The 17146-nt window shown below is 64.5% G+C and carries 20 protein-coding genes; 5 read left to right on the forward strand and 15 right to left on the reverse strand.

Features of this window, described 5'->3' with window-relative positions; all coding sequences use genetic code 11:
* Positions 1-15 precede the first annotated feature (15 nt).
* Together ACSQ3O_RS17270 and ACSQ3O_RS17275 are read right to left on the reverse strand one after the other, a co-directional pair.
* On the reverse strand, positions 16-996 hold the full coding sequence (locus ACSQ3O_RS17270; protein ID WP_436139818.1) for a hydroxymethylglutaryl-CoA lyase: 981 nt from the start codon (positions 994-996) through the stop codon (positions 16-18).
* A complete protein-coding gene (locus ACSQ3O_RS17275; protein ID WP_436139819.1) occupies positions 993-2198 on the reverse strand; it encodes a CaiB/BaiF CoA transferase family protein in 1206 nt (401 codons plus the stop codon). The genes ACSQ3O_RS17270 and ACSQ3O_RS17275 overlap by 4 nt, the downstream gene beginning before the upstream one ends.
* Positions 2199-2347: 149 nt before the next feature.
* Between ACSQ3O_RS17275 and ACSQ3O_RS17280 the strand changes: the two genes are divergently transcribed.
* The 3 genes from ACSQ3O_RS17280 to efp all read left to right on the forward strand — a co-directional run bounded on the left by ACSQ3O_RS17280 (position 2348) and on the right by efp (position 5127).
* Complete coding sequence (locus tag ACSQ3O_RS17280) at positions 2348-3256, forward strand: LysR family transcriptional regulator (protein ID WP_436139820.1); 909 nt, start codon at positions 2348-2350, stop codon at positions 3254-3256.
* Positions 3253-4410, forward strand: coding sequence for an elongation factor P maturation arginine rhamnosyltransferase EarP (gene earP, locus ACSQ3O_RS17285; RefSeq protein WP_436139821.1), 1158 nt, complete (start codon positions 3253-3255; stop codon positions 4408-4410). Before ACSQ3O_RS17280 ends, earP begins: the two co-directional genes overlap by 4 nt.
* Positions 4411-4572: 162 nt before the next feature.
* Positions 4573-5127, forward strand: a complete 555-nt coding sequence (gene efp, locus ACSQ3O_RS17290) for an elongation factor P (RefSeq protein WP_108616691.1) — start codon at positions 4573-4575, stop codon at positions 5125-5127.
* A 132-nt stretch (positions 5128-5259) separates the two neighbouring features.
* On the opposite strand, the gene rimO is transcribed toward efp, so the two are convergent.
* Complete coding sequence (gene rimO / locus ACSQ3O_RS17295; protein WP_436139822.1) at positions 5260-6651, reverse strand: 30S ribosomal protein S12 methylthiotransferase RimO; 1392 nt, start codon at positions 6649-6651, stop codon at positions 5260-5262.
* Positions 6652-6846: 195 nt separating this feature from the next.
* Complete coding sequence (gene phaR, locus ACSQ3O_RS17300; RefSeq protein WP_063459464.1) at positions 6847-7407, reverse strand: polyhydroxyalkanoate synthesis repressor PhaR; 561 nt, start codon at positions 7405-7407, stop codon at positions 6847-6849.
* 675 nt (positions 7408-8082) lie between these two features.
* Between phaR and ACSQ3O_RS17305 the strand changes: the two genes are divergently transcribed.
* Positions 8083-8379, forward strand: coding sequence for a hypothetical protein (locus ACSQ3O_RS17305; protein WP_436139823.1), 297 nt, complete (start codon positions 8083-8085; stop codon positions 8377-8379).
* Positions 8380-8389: 10 nt separating this feature from the next.
* Here ACSQ3O_RS17305 and ACSQ3O_RS17310 read toward each other — a convergent pair whose 3' ends face one another.
* From ACSQ3O_RS17310 to ACSQ3O_RS17360, 11 genes are all read right to left on the reverse strand, one after another.
* Complete coding sequence (locus tag ACSQ3O_RS17310; RefSeq protein ID WP_436139824.1) at positions 8390-8659, reverse strand: hypothetical protein; 270 nt, start codon at positions 8657-8659, stop codon at positions 8390-8392.
* A gap of 90 nt (positions 8660-8749) precedes the next feature.
* Positions 8750-9040, reverse strand: coding sequence for a hypothetical protein (locus ACSQ3O_RS17315; protein WP_436139825.1), 291 nt, complete (start codon positions 9038-9040; stop codon positions 8750-8752).
* A 38-nt stretch (positions 9041-9078) separates the two neighbouring features.
* Positions 9079-10221 (reverse strand): hypothetical protein, encoded by a 1143-nt coding sequence (locus ACSQ3O_RS17320; RefSeq protein ID WP_436139826.1) that lies wholly within the window; start codon positions 10219-10221, stop codon positions 9079-9081.
* Entirely contained in the window at positions 10221-11600 is a 1380-nt protein-coding gene (locus ACSQ3O_RS17325; protein ID WP_436139827.1) for a glycosyl hydrolase family 28-related protein, read from the reverse strand. Before ACSQ3O_RS17325 ends, ACSQ3O_RS17320 begins: the two co-directional genes overlap by 1 nt.
* A gap of 15 nt (positions 11601-11615) precedes the next feature.
* Entirely contained in the window at positions 11616-12146 is a 531-nt protein-coding gene (locus ACSQ3O_RS17330; RefSeq protein WP_436139828.1) for a DUF2514 family protein, read from the reverse strand.
* Positions 12146-12835 carry a lysozyme gene (locus ACSQ3O_RS17335; protein ID WP_436139829.1) on the reverse strand — a complete coding sequence of 230 codons (690 nt, stop codon included), beginning with the start codon at positions 12833-12835 and terminating at the stop codon, positions 12146-12148. The genes ACSQ3O_RS17330 and ACSQ3O_RS17335 overlap by 1 nt, the downstream gene beginning before the upstream one ends.
* Positions 12832-13179 carry a hypothetical protein gene (locus ACSQ3O_RS17340; protein WP_436139830.1) on the reverse strand — a complete coding sequence of 116 codons (348 nt, stop codon included), beginning with the start codon at positions 13177-13179 and terminating at the stop codon, positions 12832-12834. Before ACSQ3O_RS17340 ends, ACSQ3O_RS17335 begins: the two co-directional genes overlap by 4 nt.
* Positions 13176-13841: a hypothetical protein gene (locus tag ACSQ3O_RS17345; RefSeq protein WP_436139831.1), complete on the reverse strand. Its 666-nt coding sequence runs from the start codon at positions 13839-13841 to the stop codon at positions 13176-13178. Before ACSQ3O_RS17345 ends, ACSQ3O_RS17340 begins: the two co-directional genes overlap by 4 nt.
* Positions 13838-14413 carry a hypothetical protein gene (locus tag ACSQ3O_RS17350; protein ID WP_436139832.1) on the reverse strand — a complete coding sequence of 192 codons (576 nt, stop codon included), beginning with the start codon at positions 14411-14413 and terminating at the stop codon, positions 13838-13840. The genes ACSQ3O_RS17345 and ACSQ3O_RS17350 overlap by 4 nt, the downstream gene beginning before the upstream one ends.
* Positions 14414-14420: 7 nt before the next feature.
* Entirely contained in the window at positions 14421-14897 is a 477-nt protein-coding gene (locus ACSQ3O_RS17355; protein ID WP_436139833.1) for a discoidin domain-containing protein, read from the reverse strand.
* Complete coding sequence (locus ACSQ3O_RS17360) at positions 14894-16438, reverse strand: hypothetical protein (protein ID WP_436139834.1); 1545 nt, start codon at positions 16436-16438, stop codon at positions 14894-14896. Before ACSQ3O_RS17360 ends, ACSQ3O_RS17355 begins: the two co-directional genes overlap by 4 nt.
* 97 nt (positions 16439-16535) lie before the next feature.
* Between ACSQ3O_RS17360 and ACSQ3O_RS17365 the strand changes: the two genes are divergently transcribed.
* Positions 16536-17144 (forward strand): hypothetical protein, encoded by a 609-nt coding sequence (locus tag ACSQ3O_RS17365; RefSeq protein WP_436139835.1) that lies wholly within the window; start codon positions 16536-16538, stop codon positions 17142-17144.
* Positions 17145-17146: the final 2 nt, after the last annotated feature.

Raw genomic sequence — 17146 nt, forward strand, 5'->3', positions numbered from 1 at the left:
CAGGCGTGTCCGCCTTCAGCGGGACAGCGCTCTTTCGCGGATGGCATCGAAATCGGCAGGCACCGGGTGCAGCATCAAACGCGGCCCCGCCTTAGCGATCTGGCTCGGAATGTCGTGGCCGATGAGCGCAGGCAACTGCTGCGCGGCGGCCACCAATTGCGCCAAGTCCACGCCCGTGTCATAGCCCATCAGTGCCAGCGCATGCACGATCTCTTCGCTGCACACATTGCCGCTGGCGCCCGGCGCGTAGGGGCAACCGCCCAGTCCGCCCAGAGAGGCATCAAACCGGTCAGCACCCGCTTCAATGGCCGCCAGCACATTGGCCAGCCCCATGCCCCGCGTGTTGTGGAAATGCAGGGTGAACTCCACCCCCGGCCAGCGCGTGCGAGCCGCTATCGTGAGCGGGTGCACCTGCGTGGGGTAGGCCATGCCCGTGGTGTCGCACAGCGTGATGCCGCGCACGCCCAGGTCCACAAAACGCTGCACCCAGCCGAACACATTGGCTTGGGCGACATCTCCTTCCATGGGGCAGCCGAACACGCACGACAGCGACACGTTCACTGCCACGTTGGCGCCCTGCGCCAGGGCCACCACCTGCGCCAGTGCCGCAAACGACTGCTCCTGCGTCATGCGCAGGTTAGCCAGGTTGTGGGTCGCGCTGACGGACATGACCAGGTTCAGCTCGTCCGTGCGCGACTCGATGGCGCGCTCTGCCCCGCGCAGGTTGGGCACGAGCGCGGTGTAGACCGTGCCCGGGAGGCGCGTGATCTCGCGCATCACGATCTCGGCGTCGCGCAGCGCGGGGATGGCGGTGGGCGATGTGAACGAAGTCACCTCGATCTTGGACAGGCCTGCGGCCGACAGAGCATTGCACAACGCAATCTTGTCGGCTGTGGGCACAAAGGCCTTTTCCATCTGCAGGCCGTCGCGCAATCCAACTTCCTGCATGTGGATGCGGCGGCCTATGCCTTGCCAAGCGGTACTGGGTGCATTCATTGCACGACTCCTTTGCTGCGCAGCAATGCAATCTGCTCGGCATTGAGCCCCATTTCTGCCAGCACCGCATCGGTGTCATCACCCAGGTGCGGCGCGCTGCTGCGGATGGTGCCCGGCGTGGCCGAGAGCTTGGGCACGATGCCCGGCACCTCCACGCTGTAGCCATCGCGCGTCTCTTGCGTCAACAGCATGTCGCGCGCGCGGTAATGGGGGTCTTCGGCAATGTCCTTGGCGGTATAGACCTTGCCCGCAGGCACGCGGTCGGTGCCCAGCGCGTCCAGCACCTGCTGCACGGTGCGCTGCGCGCTCCAGGCACCGATGGCGGCGTCGATCTCTTCCACACGGGCCACGCGGCCGGTGTTGTTGGCCAGGTCCGGCGCGGCGCCCAGGTCGGGCCGGCCGATGGCATCCATCAAACGCTTGAAAATGCTGTCGCCATTGCCTGCCACCAGCACCCAGCCGTCCGTGCAGGGGTAGGCGTTGCTAGGGGCAATGCCCGGCAGCGCACTGCCTGCCGCCTCGCGCACCGCGCCGAAGGCGCTGTACTCGGGGATCAGGCTTTCCATCACGTTGAACACCGCCTCGTGCAGCGCCACGTCGATCACCTGGCCTTTGCCACCGTTGACCTTGCGGTGGTACAGCGCCGTGAGCACGCCGATGGTGCCGTGCAGCGCCGCCAGCGTGTCGCCAATCGACACGCCCACACGCACCGGCACGCGGCCGGGCTCGCCGGTCAGGTGGCGCAGGCCGCCCATGGCCTCGCCAATGGCGCCAAAGCCTGGCAGGTCGCGGTAGGGGCCCGTCTGGCCGTAGCCGGAAATGCGCAGCATCACCAGGCCAGGGTTGAGCTGGTGCAACTCCTCGGGCGACATGCCCCAGCCTTCGAGCGTGCCGGGGCGGAAGTTCTCGACCAGCACATCGGCCTCGGCGATCAGCTGGCGGGCGATGTCCTGGCCTTCCTTCTGGCGCAGGTCCAGCGCCACCGAGCGCTTGTTGCGCGACTGCACCTGCCACCAGACGGAGGTGCCTTCCTTGATCAGGCGCCAGTTGCGCAGGGGGTCGCCGGTCTCGGGGGCTTCGATCTTGATCACATCGGCGCCAAACTCGCCCAGCGTCTTGCCGCAGAACGGCCCGGCAATGAGCTGGCCCATTTCGATGACGCGCACGCCTTGCAAGGCGGCGGGGGAAGCAATGGAATCCATGGGTGGGGTTGTCTCCTGCGGCCAGCCCCACGCTGGGACGGCTCGGGGCGAATGATGCGCAGGGCGCGCGGGGCCGTAAATCGCTCAAGCAACAAGATGCCATCGCAAACCGGCATGGCAGTTGCTGCGCTTGTTACCATCAGGCCCCCATGAAACTCGACCCCGTCTCCCTGCGCCTGTTTGTGGCCGTGATGGAAGAAAGCACCATCGCCGCCGCTGCTGCGCGCGAGCACATTGCCGCATCGGCCGTGAGCCGCCGCCTGGCCGACCTGGAAGACGCGCTGCACGTGGCGCTGTTCACCCGCAGCAACAAGGGCACCGAGCCCACGGCTGCAGCCTATGCGCTGCTGAACCTGGCGCGTGGCGTGCTCAATGATTTGGACGGCATCGCCAGCCAGATGCGCGACTACGGCGCGGGCTTGCGCGGCCATGTGCGGGTGGTGGCCAACATCTCGGCCATCACGCAGTTCTTGCCGGCGCAGCTGCAGAGTTTCATGGCGCTGCACCCGCAGGTGGACGTGCGGCTGCAGGAGCAGATCAGCACAGCCATCGCCCAGTCCGTGGCCGAGAACGCGGCTGATGTGGGCATCCTCAACGAGGGCCAGTACGGCGACCGCGTGGTACAGCTGCCCTACCGCACCGACGAGCTGGTGCTGGTGGTGCCCACGGGCCATGCGCTGGCGCGCCGCAAGTCGGCCCGGCTGGCCGACGCCCTGCCCTACGACTTTGTGGGCGCGCACCCGGGCAGCGCCATCAACAACCAGCTGACCCGCGCGGCCTCCGAAGCCGGCCTGCCGCTGCGCCTGCGCATGCAGGTCACCAGCTACGACGCACTGTGCCTGATGGTGGCGGCTGGCCTCGGCGTGGGCGTGATGCCGCGTGGCAGCGCCGCGCTGTACAAGGGCTCGCAGCCCATCCGCGTGGTCACGCTGAACGAGCCCTGGGCGCACCGGCAGCTGGTGCTGTGCGTGCGCTCGGAAGAATCCCTCTCCAGCGTGGCGCGGCTGCTGGTGGACCATTTGCGCGCTGGCGCAGCACCTGAGGACAACAGGGTATGACAGCCAAGCCCCCCGTGAAGCCCGCGCTCCCCGCCCTGCAATGGGACGTGTTCTGCCGCGTGATCGACAACTTTGGCGACATCGGCGTGTGCTGGCGGCTGGTGGCGCAACTGGCCACCCTGGGGCACCACGTGCGCCTGTGGGTGGACGATGCCTCGGCCCTCAGGTGGATGGCGCCTGCAGGCTGCCCGGGCGTGGAGCTGCGCGCCTGGGGGTCGCCCCCGCCCGGCGCCCACGAACGGACGCCCGATGTGATGGTGGAAGCGTTCGGCTGCGAGATTGCTCCTGAATTCATAGCTTATAGCGCATACCAGTCGCGCGCAGGCAGCCAAAAACCTGTGTGGATCAATCTGGAGTACCTGTCGGCGGAGCGTTATGTGGAGCGCACCCACCGGCTGCCGTCACCCCTCCTGTCAGGGCCCGCTGCGGGCTGGACACGCTGGTTTTTCTACCCTGGCTTTACGCCCGCCACGGGCGGACTGCTGCGCGAGCCCGACCTGATGGTGCGGCGCCAGGCATTTGACAGCACCGCGTGGCGCAGTGCGCACGCCAAGGAATTCGGCCTGGGCGAGGCCGCCCCCGGGCAGCGCTGGGTGTCCTTGTTCTGCTACGAGCCCGCCGCCCTGCCCGAACTGCTGCAGCACAGCCAAGCTAGGCCCACGCAGCTGCTCGTCACGCCGGGCCGCCCCAAGGCTGCGGTGCAGGCCGCACTGGGCGCCACCGAAGTACATAGTCAAAACACCCTCCCTGGCGCATCTGGCAAGCGCGGACAGCTATGCATTTCATACCTGCCAGCACGCACCCAAACGGCGTTTGACGACATGCTGTGGGCCTGCGACCTCAACCTGGTGCGCGGCGAAGACTCGCTGGTGCGGGCGCTGTGGGCCGGGCAGGCACTGGTCTGGCACATCTACCCCCAGGATGACAACGCGCACCATGACAAGCTCTGGGCGTTTCTGGACTGGTTGCAGGCCCCACAATCGCTGCGGCAGTTCCACGCCACCTGGAATGGGCTCAACACTGAGCCCCTGCAGTGGCCCGGCGACGACACCCTGGCAGAGTGGACCGCCTGCATTGCAGCCGCCCGTGCCCGCCTGCTGACGCAGGACAACCTCGTGGCACAACTTTTGGGCTTTGTCGCCGAAAAACGGTAAAATCCGAGGCTTTGCGCAAATCAGGTGCGGCACACCGGTGTCCAGCCCTCGCGCATTCCCGCCGCGGAACATGCATCGGCACGGCGCGCCTTCTGCCCTCCCAAGAGACCACAGAAAGCCACCGGCCCGCGCGTTGAGCGGCCCCAACCCAAGCAACTCGCTATGAAAATCGCTCAAGAAATCCGCGCCGGCAACGTGATCATGCACGGCAAGGACCCCATGGTTGTCCTGAAGACCGAATACGCCCGTGGCGGCCGCGGCGCAGCCACCGTGCGCATGAAGCTCAAGAGCCTGATCGGCAACTTCGGCACCGAAGTCGTGTTCAAAGCCGACGACAAGATCGACAACGTGATCCTGGACAAGAAGGAGTGCACCTACTCCTACTTCGCCGATCCCATGTATGTGTGCATGGACACCGAGTACAACCAGTACGAAGTCGAAGCCGAAAACATGGGCGACTCGCTGAACTACCTGGAAGACGGCATGGCCGTTGAAGTGGTGTTCTACGACGGCAAGGCCATCTCGGTCGAACTGCCCACCAGCGTCGAGCGCGAAATCACCTGGACGGAACCCGCTGTCAAGGGCGACACCTCCGGCAAGGTCATGAAGCCCGCCAAGATCGCCACCGGCTTCGAAGTGCCCGTGCCCCTGTTCGTGTCGCAAGGCGACAAGATCGAAATCGACACCCGCACCGGCGAATACCGCAAGCGCGTCTGAGGCAGCTTCTGCCCCGGTCCACAAAAAAGGCTTCCCTCGGGAAGCCTTTTTTATTGGTTTTTTTGGGGCTTGGCGCCTGATAGACAAGCGCTTAAAGCTATAAAAACAATAGCACCCGCCCCTCAGGCCTCATCACACCGGCACAGCCACCAGATCGTGTCCCTGCGTGCCCACGATGCGCGCCTTGGTGAACTCGCCCACCTTGAGCTGCTTGCTGATCTTCTCGGGCGGCAGCAGGTGCACCACGCCATCAATCTCAGGCGCATCGGCATAGCTGCGGCCCCGGCCGCCCTTCTTGCCCAAAGCGGGCGCATGGTCCACCAGCACCTGCATGGTCGCGCCCACGCGGCGCTGCAGCTTGGCGATAGAGACTTCCTCGGCCACCGCCATGAAGCGGGCGCGGCGCTCTTCGCGCACTTCCATGGGCAGCATGCCGGGCAGCTCGTTGGCGGCGGCGCCGTTCACGTCGCTGTAGGCAAAGCAGCCTGCACGGTCGATCTGCGCCTCACGCACAAAGTCGAGCAGGTGCTGGAACTCTTCCTCTGTCTCGCCCGGAAAGCCCGCTATGAAGGTGCTGCGGATGACCAGCTCGGGGCAGGCCTCGCGCCAGCGCTGGATGCGCTCCAGATTGCGCTCGCCGCTGGCGGGGCGCTTCATACGCTTGAGCACATCGGGGTGGCTGTGCTGGAAGGGCACATCCAGGTAAGGCAGTACCTTGCCCGTGGCCATGAGCGGGACCACTTCGTCCACGCTTGGATAGGGGTACACATAGTGCAGGCGCACCCAGGCGCCGTAGGGTTCGGCAATCTCACCCAGGGTCTGCACCAGCTCCAGCATGCGGGTCTTGACGGGCTTGCCGTCCCAGAAGCCGGTGCGGTACTTCACGTCCACGCCGTAGGCCGAAGTGTCCTGGCTGATGACCAGCAGCTCTTTCACGCCGCCTTCGAACAAGGCCTTGGCCTCGCTCAGCACATCGCCAATGGGCCGCGACACCAGGTCGCCGCGCATCGACGGGATGATGCAGAAGGTGCAACGGTGGTTGCAGCCCTCGCTGATCTTGAGGTAAGCGTAGTGCTTGGGCGTGAGCTTGATGCCCGCGATGCCAAAACCGCCGGGCACCAGGTCGATGAACGGGTCGTGCGGCTTGGGCAGGTTCAGGTGAACGGCGTCCATCACCTCCTGTGTGGCATGCGGGCCAGTCACGGCCAGCACGCTGGGATGCATCTCGCGCACCATGTTGCCGCCACCTTCGGACGCACGTGCGCCCAGGCAGCCCGTGACGATGACCTTGCCGTTTTCGGCCAGCGCCTCACCAATGGTGTCCAGGCTTTCCTTGACGGCGTCATCAATGAAACCGCAGGTATTGACGATGACCAGATCGGCGCCGTGGAAGGTCTTGGAGGTTTCGTAGCCCTCGGCGCTCAGTTGCGTGAGGATGAGTTCGGAATCGGTCAGCGCCTTGGGGCAGCCCAGGCTGACAAATCCGACTTTGGGAGTTTTTGTGGGGGAGAGTGCTTCGCTCATAACCCTGTATTGTCCCAGTTCCGGCGCCTGGCCGGTGAGGGAGTCCCTCCAGTGCGGCCGGAGCGGCGTTTTGCGGTGGCTGAACAGGGGTGGAGCAAAGCCCCCCGGTGCGCCGTGAATCCGGCTGCGCTAGGCTGCCGATAGCGCCCTCCCCCTGGCACCAAACGAACCGCAGCCCGGGCAGCCCCGCGAGCCTTACCGCTTCAAGCCGAACGCTCCCAGCATCTGCTCGGTCTGTTTCTGCATCTGCTCCTGCATCTGCGTGAGCATGGATTGGGACTGCTCCACATAGTTGCCCATCATGCCCTTGAGCATGGGCGACTGCAGGTTCATGAACTGCGCCCACATCTCCGGCGTCACACTCTGCGATTGTTCGGCCAGCTTGGTCTGCACATCCGTGAAGGCTTGCACGTTCTTTTCCAGATAGGCCCCCATGAAGCCCTGCATGGCATGGCCATAGAACCGGATGATGTTGGCGAGCACTGCCTCGGTGAACATGGGGGCGCCACCGGCCTCTTCTTCCAGAATGATCTGCAGCAGAATGCTGCGCGTGAGGTCTTCGCCCGTCTTGGCATCGCGCACCACCACCTGCTGGTGGTCCATGACCAGTTGGCGCACTTCGGCCAGGGTGATGTAGGTGGAGGTGTCTGTGTCGTACAGACGGCGGTTGGGATACTTCTTGATGACACGCTGGGCCGACTTGGACGCGGCACTTTTCTGTTCGGACACGACGAACTCCTCGGGCTCGAAACCCATGTATTGCAGTGCAGCACATTCTAGGGAAGGTGCACCACCGCAGCGGCAAAGGAATACCCTGATGGGGTGCTGACGCCACCTGTCACGGCTGCGACACCCGGGATTCTCCTGGTCTGGCTGTGCTGTGGATCACGGGCGCATCACCCGTTCAGTTCGCTCCACTCTTCACGATATCGCCGCAGAAAAAAAGCAGCCCGCACGGGGGCGGGCCGAACTCTTGCCAAAAGCAAGAGGGAGGGAGGTCGTCAACAATAAGAGCATGGCAGAAGTGCCTTATGAGCCCCTTAAGACGCGCACCGAGCAAGAGGCGCGCGGCAGGCAATCCGAGGAAACTCGCGTCAGAAGCAAGGACACAAGAGACACGAAATGGAGAGGGAAGAAACGGGTGGCGCGGAGCCCGTTGATGCAAGCACGCGCCGTGGACACCTGCCTCGGCTGCAGCATTACGAGGCGGGCAGACAAACAAAAAAGCCGACCATGAGAGGTCGGCTTGATTTTCCAAGTTTTTTGATGCGCTGAAAGCTGGTTTCTTTCAGAAAAAACTTGGTAGGCGCGATTGGACTCGAACCATAATTTCGCGCATTGCACATCAATGCCTTACAGCTAGACGCAGCGCAACAGCACCCCTATTCTCCCCTCAATTCCCCGGATTTCTCCCGCAGGAATCTCCCGCAAATGCACGACTTGATCGCCCTGCTGGTGGACGCAATCTACTCGGAGCCACGGGCTGGGCGCCTCATGCCAGCGCGCATCGAACTGGGGCCCGACCTGTTCCGCCAGTTCCAGCGAAAGCACCGAGAGGCCCTGGCTGCCATGCTGCCCGAGGCGGGCAATGTGTACCCCGGATCACTGGCATGCGTGCCGGTGGTTGAGGCGACGACACCAGGGCCGTGCTGGTCCGGTTGGACGGTGCCCGGGTCGCCCTGGCCCTGCCGGAATAATTTCTGGAATATTTTGCAGTCGGTTTTGTAGTCGTGGGCCCTCACCCACGCACCGCACCATGCAGCGCCATCAACCGCTGTGCGATGCCCTCGGGGTCGATCCGCATGTTGCTCATCGTGGTGGTGCCCACGCAGACATGCTCGTACCAAATGTGGAACCCAGATAGGTCGGGCATCTCGGCCTGGCTGCATTGCCGAATGGCGGCGCCGATGTTCGGGGCGCCCCACTGGTCCAGCTCTTCCCGGCCGTCCAGGACGAGCACTCGATAGTTTCCGGGTTCAATCTTGCTGATGTGCAGGGTCAGGAGCATGCTGGACGAGTTGAAAATGGATGGTCCAAAACTGGACCATCCCCACGAAGATCAGGATGGTGGCTCAGATTTGAGCCATGGGTCGCCGCACTATTTCAGGCGGCTCTCTGGTGGCAGCGACAGCATAGCGATACCCGACGGCGGCCGGGGCGCTAGCCAGTGAACCCACAAACCCTTGAGCCAGGCCAGTGCACAAACCACAGCCACCACGCCCACGCCCCACTGGCCACTGCTCCAAACCGACCAGAACCAGAACGGCTGGCTGACCAGGCCGACGATGCAGGCCCAGCGCTGCCACTGGGCGCTGCGGCTCTGCGAGAGCCAGATGGCGGCAGGACCAAGGATGGCGAGGGCGGCTTGAACGATCTGGTCGGGAGGCATCCGGAGATTTTGCACTACTGGACAAAACAACAGCCAAATCAGAACAGCCGCAGGTCCAGCCCAGAAAACGGCAGGGTCGCCCCAGAGCCTGGTCTTGGAGATAGGTCCTCACTCGGGCCTGAAGGCGCAACAAAGCCGCCGATGATGGCCATGGACACCTTGTGCGAGCCTGACCAATCCCAGCCCCACCCCGGGGCCACCCCGGAGAACAGCAACGGCCCATAGATGCCAGCCCCCGCGCGCACCTCGATGGTCATTGTGTTGGCCCAGAGGCCCGTCCGGTAGCCAGCCTTGATGCGCACCGTGAAAACGGGATTGGACGCCGGGTTGAAGGTCGTCCCCGAGGTGTTGGTGATGTCCAAAAAGGCTGGGCTGAATGTGCCATTCCACTGCTCGGCCTTGATCGAGCCATCCGCAAGAATGATGAAGCCCCGGCCCACGGCCCAAAGGTTCGCGCCGTTGCGAATGATGGGGGCCGAGTGCGGGTTGTTTGAGCCCTGGCCGCCACTGCAGTCGAGAGCAAACACAACGTGCGCATACGGGTCGGGGACCGAACTGTAGAAATTGGACGTGTCTACCGTGGCGATCAGGTCGTTGTAGATCGCTGGGTCGCTGCTGCTGCCGGTCGGCAAGTACAGGAAGTCCAGGCCATTCTGGGCCAGGCTCAGCTGCGTGGGCACCGGAGTGCCCGTATCGGTCACGTTCACCGCCGAGGCCGTGGCCACAATGGTCCCGCCAGTGCTGCCCGTGCGCAGCTGCAGGACGATGGTCTCCGCCCCCTCCGTGACCCCGTCCGACACTAGCGTGCGCGAGATCGAGCCAGCGCCACCCGAGATCGCCACGCTGCCGCTGTTCTGCCCGTCGGAGAAATCCGCCCCATCCGTAGACCCGGCATTGGTCCAGTACAGCGTGCCACTCCCCATCGATGGCGCTGACACGGTAAAGGTGACGGTGCCGCCCTCAGCCACCGAACCGGCGCTGGATGAAACACTGTAGGTCGGCGAGCCGCCACCGAAGGACAGCCAGCCAGTGGCAGCGGCATTGCGAGCCAGCACACCTGAGAGGCTCCCCGTGCGGTCAATCCACCCCGTGCCGGCTGCGTTCCGAATCTTGAAACCTGCGGCGCTGGCGGCGTTGAACCAGCCGGTGCCAGCCGCATTGCGCACAAACATGGTTGCCATTACGGCTGCACCCAGATGTCGCCCGGCTTGACGCCGACCGTCGGCTCAGCGGACTGCACGTAGACCCCGCCCACCGGCTTCTCGTAGGAGCTGCCAACCAAAACCCCGGACTGGCGGCACTGGTGGAAGTCGTTCGAGTGCCCGATGAAGCTGTCGCAGCTCTCGGCGCGCCAGGCGTCCACCAGCGACGAACTCATGTTGTAGGACAGGAAGCGGTTGCCCACCACCGCCACGATGGCGGCTGACTTGACATAGAGCAGCGTGCCCGCCGAATGGGTATCGCTGGCGTAGATCTGGCAGCCCGTGAAGCCGATGCGCTCGGCCGACATGGGGTAGGTGCCATTGATATAGCCGTCCAGCACCACGATGGGGTTGCTTGACCCCGGAACGTAGTTCACGAACTCGCAGTTGTGAGCGGTCAGGCCCACGGTGCGGCTGCCCAGCGGCGAGCCACCAGGCCGACCATAGGCGGCCACGCCGCTTGTCACTGGGGCAAGATAGCCGGGCACGCCGCTGAACAGCGCCACCGCGTTGTTTGCCGCCCCATAGTACGTGTTCGAGGTCTTGGAATAGGCCGCCCCGCTGAGGAACAAGGGCACGCCGCAATAGTCCAGCAGGCAGCTGTCCACCACCAGGAACGCGCACTGGTCCGCCACGATCCCATAGGTGCAGACGGCAAACTCGCAGCCGATGAGCTTGATGTTCTCGCCACCTGGCCAGCGCAGGGTCTGATCGCTCGCCCGCGTGATCCACACCCCAGACTCCGCCTGGTTCTGCCAGCGGCAGCCCGTGACAATCCCATTCGTGCAGCTCTCGAACCGCGCGCCCGCCACCACGTTGTTGAACTCGCAGTTCGCGATCTGGAACCCGATCATGTGCCGGGCCAGCAATCCCTTGTTGCCGTAGAAGTTGCAGCGTGTGATGGAGAACGTGCTGATGAAACCGCCCTGCTCTGCGGTCAGGAGCTTGAGCCCGTAGTCGCTGGATGTGCTCTGGAAGTTGATGCCTACCGCCGAGAAATACGGGGCCGTGGGGGTCAACGGCGTGATGGTGGCGGCCGACAGGGGGAAGTTGTCCTGATAGGTAAAGGTGCCGCGCAGGGTCACGCCGCCCGATCCGTTCAGGAACACCCGCCCGGACTGGGCGGCGAGCGACGAAATGATGTACACGCCGTCCGGGAAGTAGACGCCCTTGCCCACCGCCTTGGCCGCAGTGATGCAGGCCTGAATGGCACTGGAGTCGTTGGTCACGCCATCGCCCTTGGCGCCAAAGTCAGTGACACACAGCACATCACTGAGCCTGTCGCGCAGCGTGCGCACTGTTGCGCCAGCCGCTGCGGGCTTGTGGCTGACTTGTTTGGATGTCAGGAGGGTGGCCATCTTTTTCCTCGGTGTTCAGGGGGTGGGCCGGGGCGGTTTGGTCAGCGCGTCGTAGTCGCGCTCGCAGGACTGCCCGGCGATTCGGGCTTTGTCGGCGTACTCAGCCAGGACTCCCGCTCTTTGGTCAGCGCGGCCGAGCACGTCGGCAAGCACTCCGATGGGATCACCGGTTGACGCGACTGCGGGCTCAGTGCCGGGATTCGCGCCTGATCGACGGGCTGCGGCGACAAGGGCATCGATGCGTTGCTGCAGGCGGCCAGAAGCACGGCGAGCGCTGGCAGCATCAGCGTTAGCAGCTTCGATTTTTGTAGCGGTTTCACGGGCATTCCTTTCTTGGTCGGCGGCCCAACGGGCTTCTTGCGCACGCACAGCGCGCAGGGCCTTGGCTGTCAGGTCGGCGATATGCGCCAGGGTCTGGGCGTTCTTGGTGCGGGCGGTCGCCGCATCGAGCTGGGCGGTGTGCAGCCGCGCGGTCTGCACCACCAGCAGCGCGCCCAGCACCAGGGCGGCAGCGATGGCGCCGTAGGCCTTGAGCTTGTCGAACATCACGACCACCCCTCGCGGCGCTGCTTCACGCGCTCCCACACGATGTATCCACACAGCGCCACCACGACCAGCAGCAGCACGGGCACCAGCCAGTCGCCCAGGCTCTGCGCGCTGTACTTCACATCAGCTACGGTGCGCGCGGTCTCGGCCACAGTGGCAACGGCAGCAGTGCCACCGGCCACCACACCAGCGCGGTTGATGGAACTGGCGGCCATAGGGCGCTCGGGCTCCACGGCCTGAGGCATGGGCTGCGGGCCCTCTTCCTCGCGCAGGTACAGCGCGGCCTCGGCGGCGCGGCGGCGCGTTAGGCCCGGCCACACCTTGCCACCGGCCTTGTTCCACAGCGCGAACGCACGCGCCGCTGCCTGATAGTCGCCGCGCACATGGGCCTTGATGACGCTGGATCCCGCCATGCCCTTCACGCCCACATTCCACGCGAATGAAACCAGCGCGTCGAACTGCGCCTGGGTGAGATTGCCACCCGTGACGCGCAGCACTCCCGCCTCGTAGTCGGCCAACTCGACGCGCAAGCGCTGATCCGCCTGCTCGCGGGTCATCGTGTCGCCCTGGCGCACGCCTTTCGTAAAACCGTAGCCGATGGTCCAGATGCCCACGGGGTCGCGGTAGGCCTCAGCGCGGAAGCCTTCGAATTCACGGATCAGAGCGATGCCCTGGGGGGATGTCTTCACGGCGTACCTCCGCTAGAGAACAGGGTTTTGAACAGGGTTGCCAGTGCGGCCCAGCCGCCGATGGCATAGACGATTCCGCCCAAAGTCACGAACAGGCTGGCGCGGCGCAGCAGCCCCCACAGCCCGCCCAGAACGAAGCGGCCGGCGTGCTGTGTGGCCTGCCTCTGCAACACGGTGAGGCCTGCGGCCCAAAAGGCTGCGGCGGTCTCCTCGGTCATTGCGCCCTTGATGCCCTCGCGCACGGCGGCGGCCATCTTTTCTTCGAGCCATGCGCCGGTCTCGTCGGTGAGGCGAACTTCGGCGGGAGAACGAGCGCGCCGCTCTGGACCTTGATAGTCGCTCATGCGCGCCCCCCAGGCAGCACCGACCAGGTGACAGGCGCGCGCAGGTCGTGACCTTGGATCGGGAACCAGAGCCGAATGCCGTCATCGCGCAGCACGTTGTCGATTTCGTAGCCGATGCGCACACGCACAGGCACCAGGCCCAGCCACCGGTCGGCAGCCAGAACCATCCAGGCGCCGTTGTGGCGCCGCACGGTCACGCCACCGCCTCGCCACACCTGCACGGGCTGGGTCGGGTCCGCCGGAGCGCCCAGGCGCCACGCGCGGTACTCGCCAGCATTGCGGCGATACCAGGCCTTGCGGGACTTCTGGCTGCGAGGGTGCTCACCCTTGCACCAGTAGTTGGCCGCGCGCGCCTCGGGTGTGTCGTCCAGCCAGGCGCCCGGTGCGGGGCGGCCATCGGGCCAAGGCACGTTGTCGCCGTGGGCGGTGATGTTGACCATGGGCGCGATGTCCCAGTCGGCCAGGTCGGGCCGCACGTCGATCAGGCGCTCATCGCCCCAGGCCAGCAGTCGCGAAATCTGACCGGCCTTGAACAGGCGCACCTTCCACTTGGCCCAGTTCAGCCCGCTGGCGCGCTCGCGGGCCTCTTCCAGACAGGCCACGGCTTCGGCGTGGAGGTGCGCGGGCACGCCTGCGGTTGTGAGGTGCTTGACGAAGTTCATGCTGGCCAACCTTTCGCCACATCAATGGCAAGGAGTGCAGCAAGGTCGTCGCCTGCTGCACCGATGTCGTCTTCGATGCGCTGCCGAATCCCAGTCAGCGCGCCATGGATGGAGCGATAGGCCGCGTCCTTGGAGACGATGCGCGCGGCAAGCTCTGCGCGGTCCAGCGCGCGGGCAGTTGCCGCAGCGTCAATCCAAGGCGTTGCGGCCTTCGCGTCCGCGAGCAGCGCCCGCGCCTCCGCCGTCTGCACGGGCCAGCTCTCGCGCTCGCTGGGCGGATAGCCGGAGGCGATCACCCGCATGCGCTGCTCGTACTCCCAAACCAGCTGGGTGCGCAGCCAAGGCGCCAGCGTGCTGGGCTGCAGCTCAGACAAGGCCCAGCGCTGCGAGCCGTTGACAGGCTTCTGTTCGACAGGCTGCTGCAGCGGGTGGCCTGCTGGAGGTTCGGTGGGCTCGTACCAGGCGAAGTCGCCGCAGGGCTTGCCATCCGGTACGGACGTGCGGGGGTTCGCGGCGCGCACTTCTTCGACGGTGTGGCCGAAGGTGCCAGTCTTGGTGTTGCGGTATGGCATGGCGCTGTCAGGTGAGGTTGAATGCTTGCCAGCCCGTCCAGGCTGCGACAGCGGTGAAGGACTTCACATCGAGCCAAGAAGAGCCGTCGGTAGAGCCTTGAATCTTGAAATCCCTGGGGCAATAACCGGCCGACGGGTAAGGAAGGATTGCAAATTCCACGACACTTTTTGGGGTTCCAAGGTCGTACCGCACCCACGCTGGAATTGCTCCCGATGGGGTGAGCCAGCCATCGGATAGGTAGTTGTCTATCGTGTATGCACCCAGGTAAACCGTGCCTTCGCCGTTGTCGAAGAACGAACTTTCTGCCACCGGGGTGGTGCTGTAGTCGGTGAGGTCAGCACCGCCCACCGATGCTCGCAGCTCCACTTCAAAAATGTAGAGCTGCGAGCCGCCTGAATTCAGCGCTGTGATGTAGAGCCGCCAGTACCGATAGGACGCACCACCCACTACGGCAGCCCCGGCAAACAGTGCCCGCGTGCTCACTTCACATCCTTCAGGAACGAACCGTCCCAGGTGGCGCCGCCGTCGTCGGTCTCGAAATACAGGTTGTCCCGGCCGGCAGCCGTGAGCCCTGGGGCCGTTCCGCCCGGCCACTTCACCCCAGAGAACCAGGTCACCGTCGCACTGCCACCATTGGTCAGTTTCAAGATGAAGGACGCGACGGTGCCGGCCGCAGGCACGTTGCTCACAGTCAGCGTGGCGGCACCGGTGATGGTCTTGGTGAAGACATTGCCGGTTGCCAGGTCGATATTGACGGCGGCCATTGCCACCTTGACCTCGCGCAGGCCGGTGATGGTGGGGGTTGTGGTTGCCGCTTTTGCATCCAGCGCTGCCTGCAGCCCGGTCACATTGGCAATGGCGTGGGTGTGACCCGGTTGCGAGTAGCGCGCATCGCCTCGCGCCTGGTTGAAATACTGGGTGTGGTCGTCGTCCTCAAGGCCGCTCAAAGCACCGTGGTCCGTGGCACCAGAACCCGCAATCGAGATATTCCCCGAACCCAGCAGGCTGGCGCCGTTGATCGTTTTGATGTTGGTGCCGCTGACGAGTTCTGCCTGCTTGCCGTTGATCGCCGTCACCATCGCGTCCAGAGTCGCGACCAGGCTGTCGATGTCGGACATGACGTGGCTATGGCTGGACGGCGGGAAGGTGGAGGGCTTGCTGCCCACGCCACTCCACGGCACGGACTCGGCCGCATCCACCACCCCGCTGTTGTTCGTGTCGTACACCGACTTGAGCATGTCGCCGGAGCCAGATCCGCCACCACCCGGGGCGGCAACGCCGATGACGAACGTCACCCGGTCGTCTGCCTCCAGGGCTTCCAGGAACGTCACTCGCGTGGCGTTCGTTTCCGTGAAGTCCACCCCACGGGTGGCGCGCAGGCCGTTCACGAACACCGACAGGCTGTTGTTGCCCGGCGTGTATGCGTTCGTCAGGTTGAACACCGTCTGCCCTGCAGTGGCCGTTTTCAGCTCCACGATGATCGTGGCCGTGCCACCACCCCCACCACCGCCAGGCACACCGCTGAGCGGGTAGGCCACGGGCTTGCCCGTGGCGTCAAAGGCCAGGATGGCATTGGCGCGGTCAGCAGCGCCTGGCAGCACCATGGACAGGCCTTCAGGATCGGTGATAGGTGCACGAAGCGTGCGGCCGATGCGTGATGCCAGTTGCTGGATGAGGATGACAACCCGGTCAAAAGCAGCGTTGATGACCCCTGGGAAGAACCCGCCCTGGTTGGTCAGCGCCAGCGGCTGAAGGTTGGGGACATTGCTGGTGATCGTCAGCTTGGCATTCAGCGCCAAGGGGACGAAGGTTTGCACCTCTCCGCCGGGAGACACTTCTTGGTCAGGATTCAGGGTGACGCTATAGTCATCCCCGAATGTGAGAATTTGTTCCACCCCTTCGGGCGATGTGAAGTACACCTCCACGTAAGTGGCGGCAATGACTTTGAACGCGAAGGGGAAGAGTGTCGCGACGCCGTTCCCGTCATAGGGCCCAGCCTTGCGGTCCTCAGAGGAAATTGTCATGCGGAGGCACCCAGAAATTGCCGCAAGGCTATTCGTGGGGGCTGCCGATACGTGCACCTATGCGGCGGAGGGCCGCTCACAATGCAAAGGGGAAATCATGAAGCGTCTTTTCGTTGCCTTGCTGGCTGCGGCTGCGGGTTCTGCGTTTGCGCAGGCCGAGTGTTATCCGGTGAACAACCGCCCAGGCATTCTCTCGAACGTCAGCTCCACGGGCGTTGCCACGCGCGGCAATCCGGTCACGGTTTGCTCGGTGATCAATTCGCAGGAGTCCTTGGATTCATCGACGTTGTTCATGGCCGAGTCGGACAAGGGCGACGCCGTGCTGGAAATCTTCTACCCCTACGAGAGGTCCAGTTTCCCGAACATCCAGGGCGACAGCTACAACCAGAACCTGTTCCCCCGCCGCACGTTCGACAACTACCGCGACACGATCAACCCCAGCGAAATTGACCTGCTCAAGGAAAAGCTGCGCCTGCCCTACCGGGAAACCGACGCTGCCGCCCTGATGACTTCAGATGACCGCTTCTACGGCATGCTGTTCATCGCGACCTTCTACACCCAGAGCAAGACGAGCTACAAGTTTGGGGTGTGCGCCACCGGATACCCCAAGGAAGGCAGCGCCCAGGTCTCCGTGTCTATCACCAACATCGGCCCCACCAAGAACGGCGTTTGCTACCGCCGCTCCGGCTACTACTTCGAAAAGTAGGC

The organism is Acidovorax sp. LjRoot74, assembly GCF_964254355.1.
Classification (GTDB): Bacteria; Pseudomonadota; Gammaproteobacteria; order Burkholderiales; family Burkholderiaceae_C; genus Acidovorax.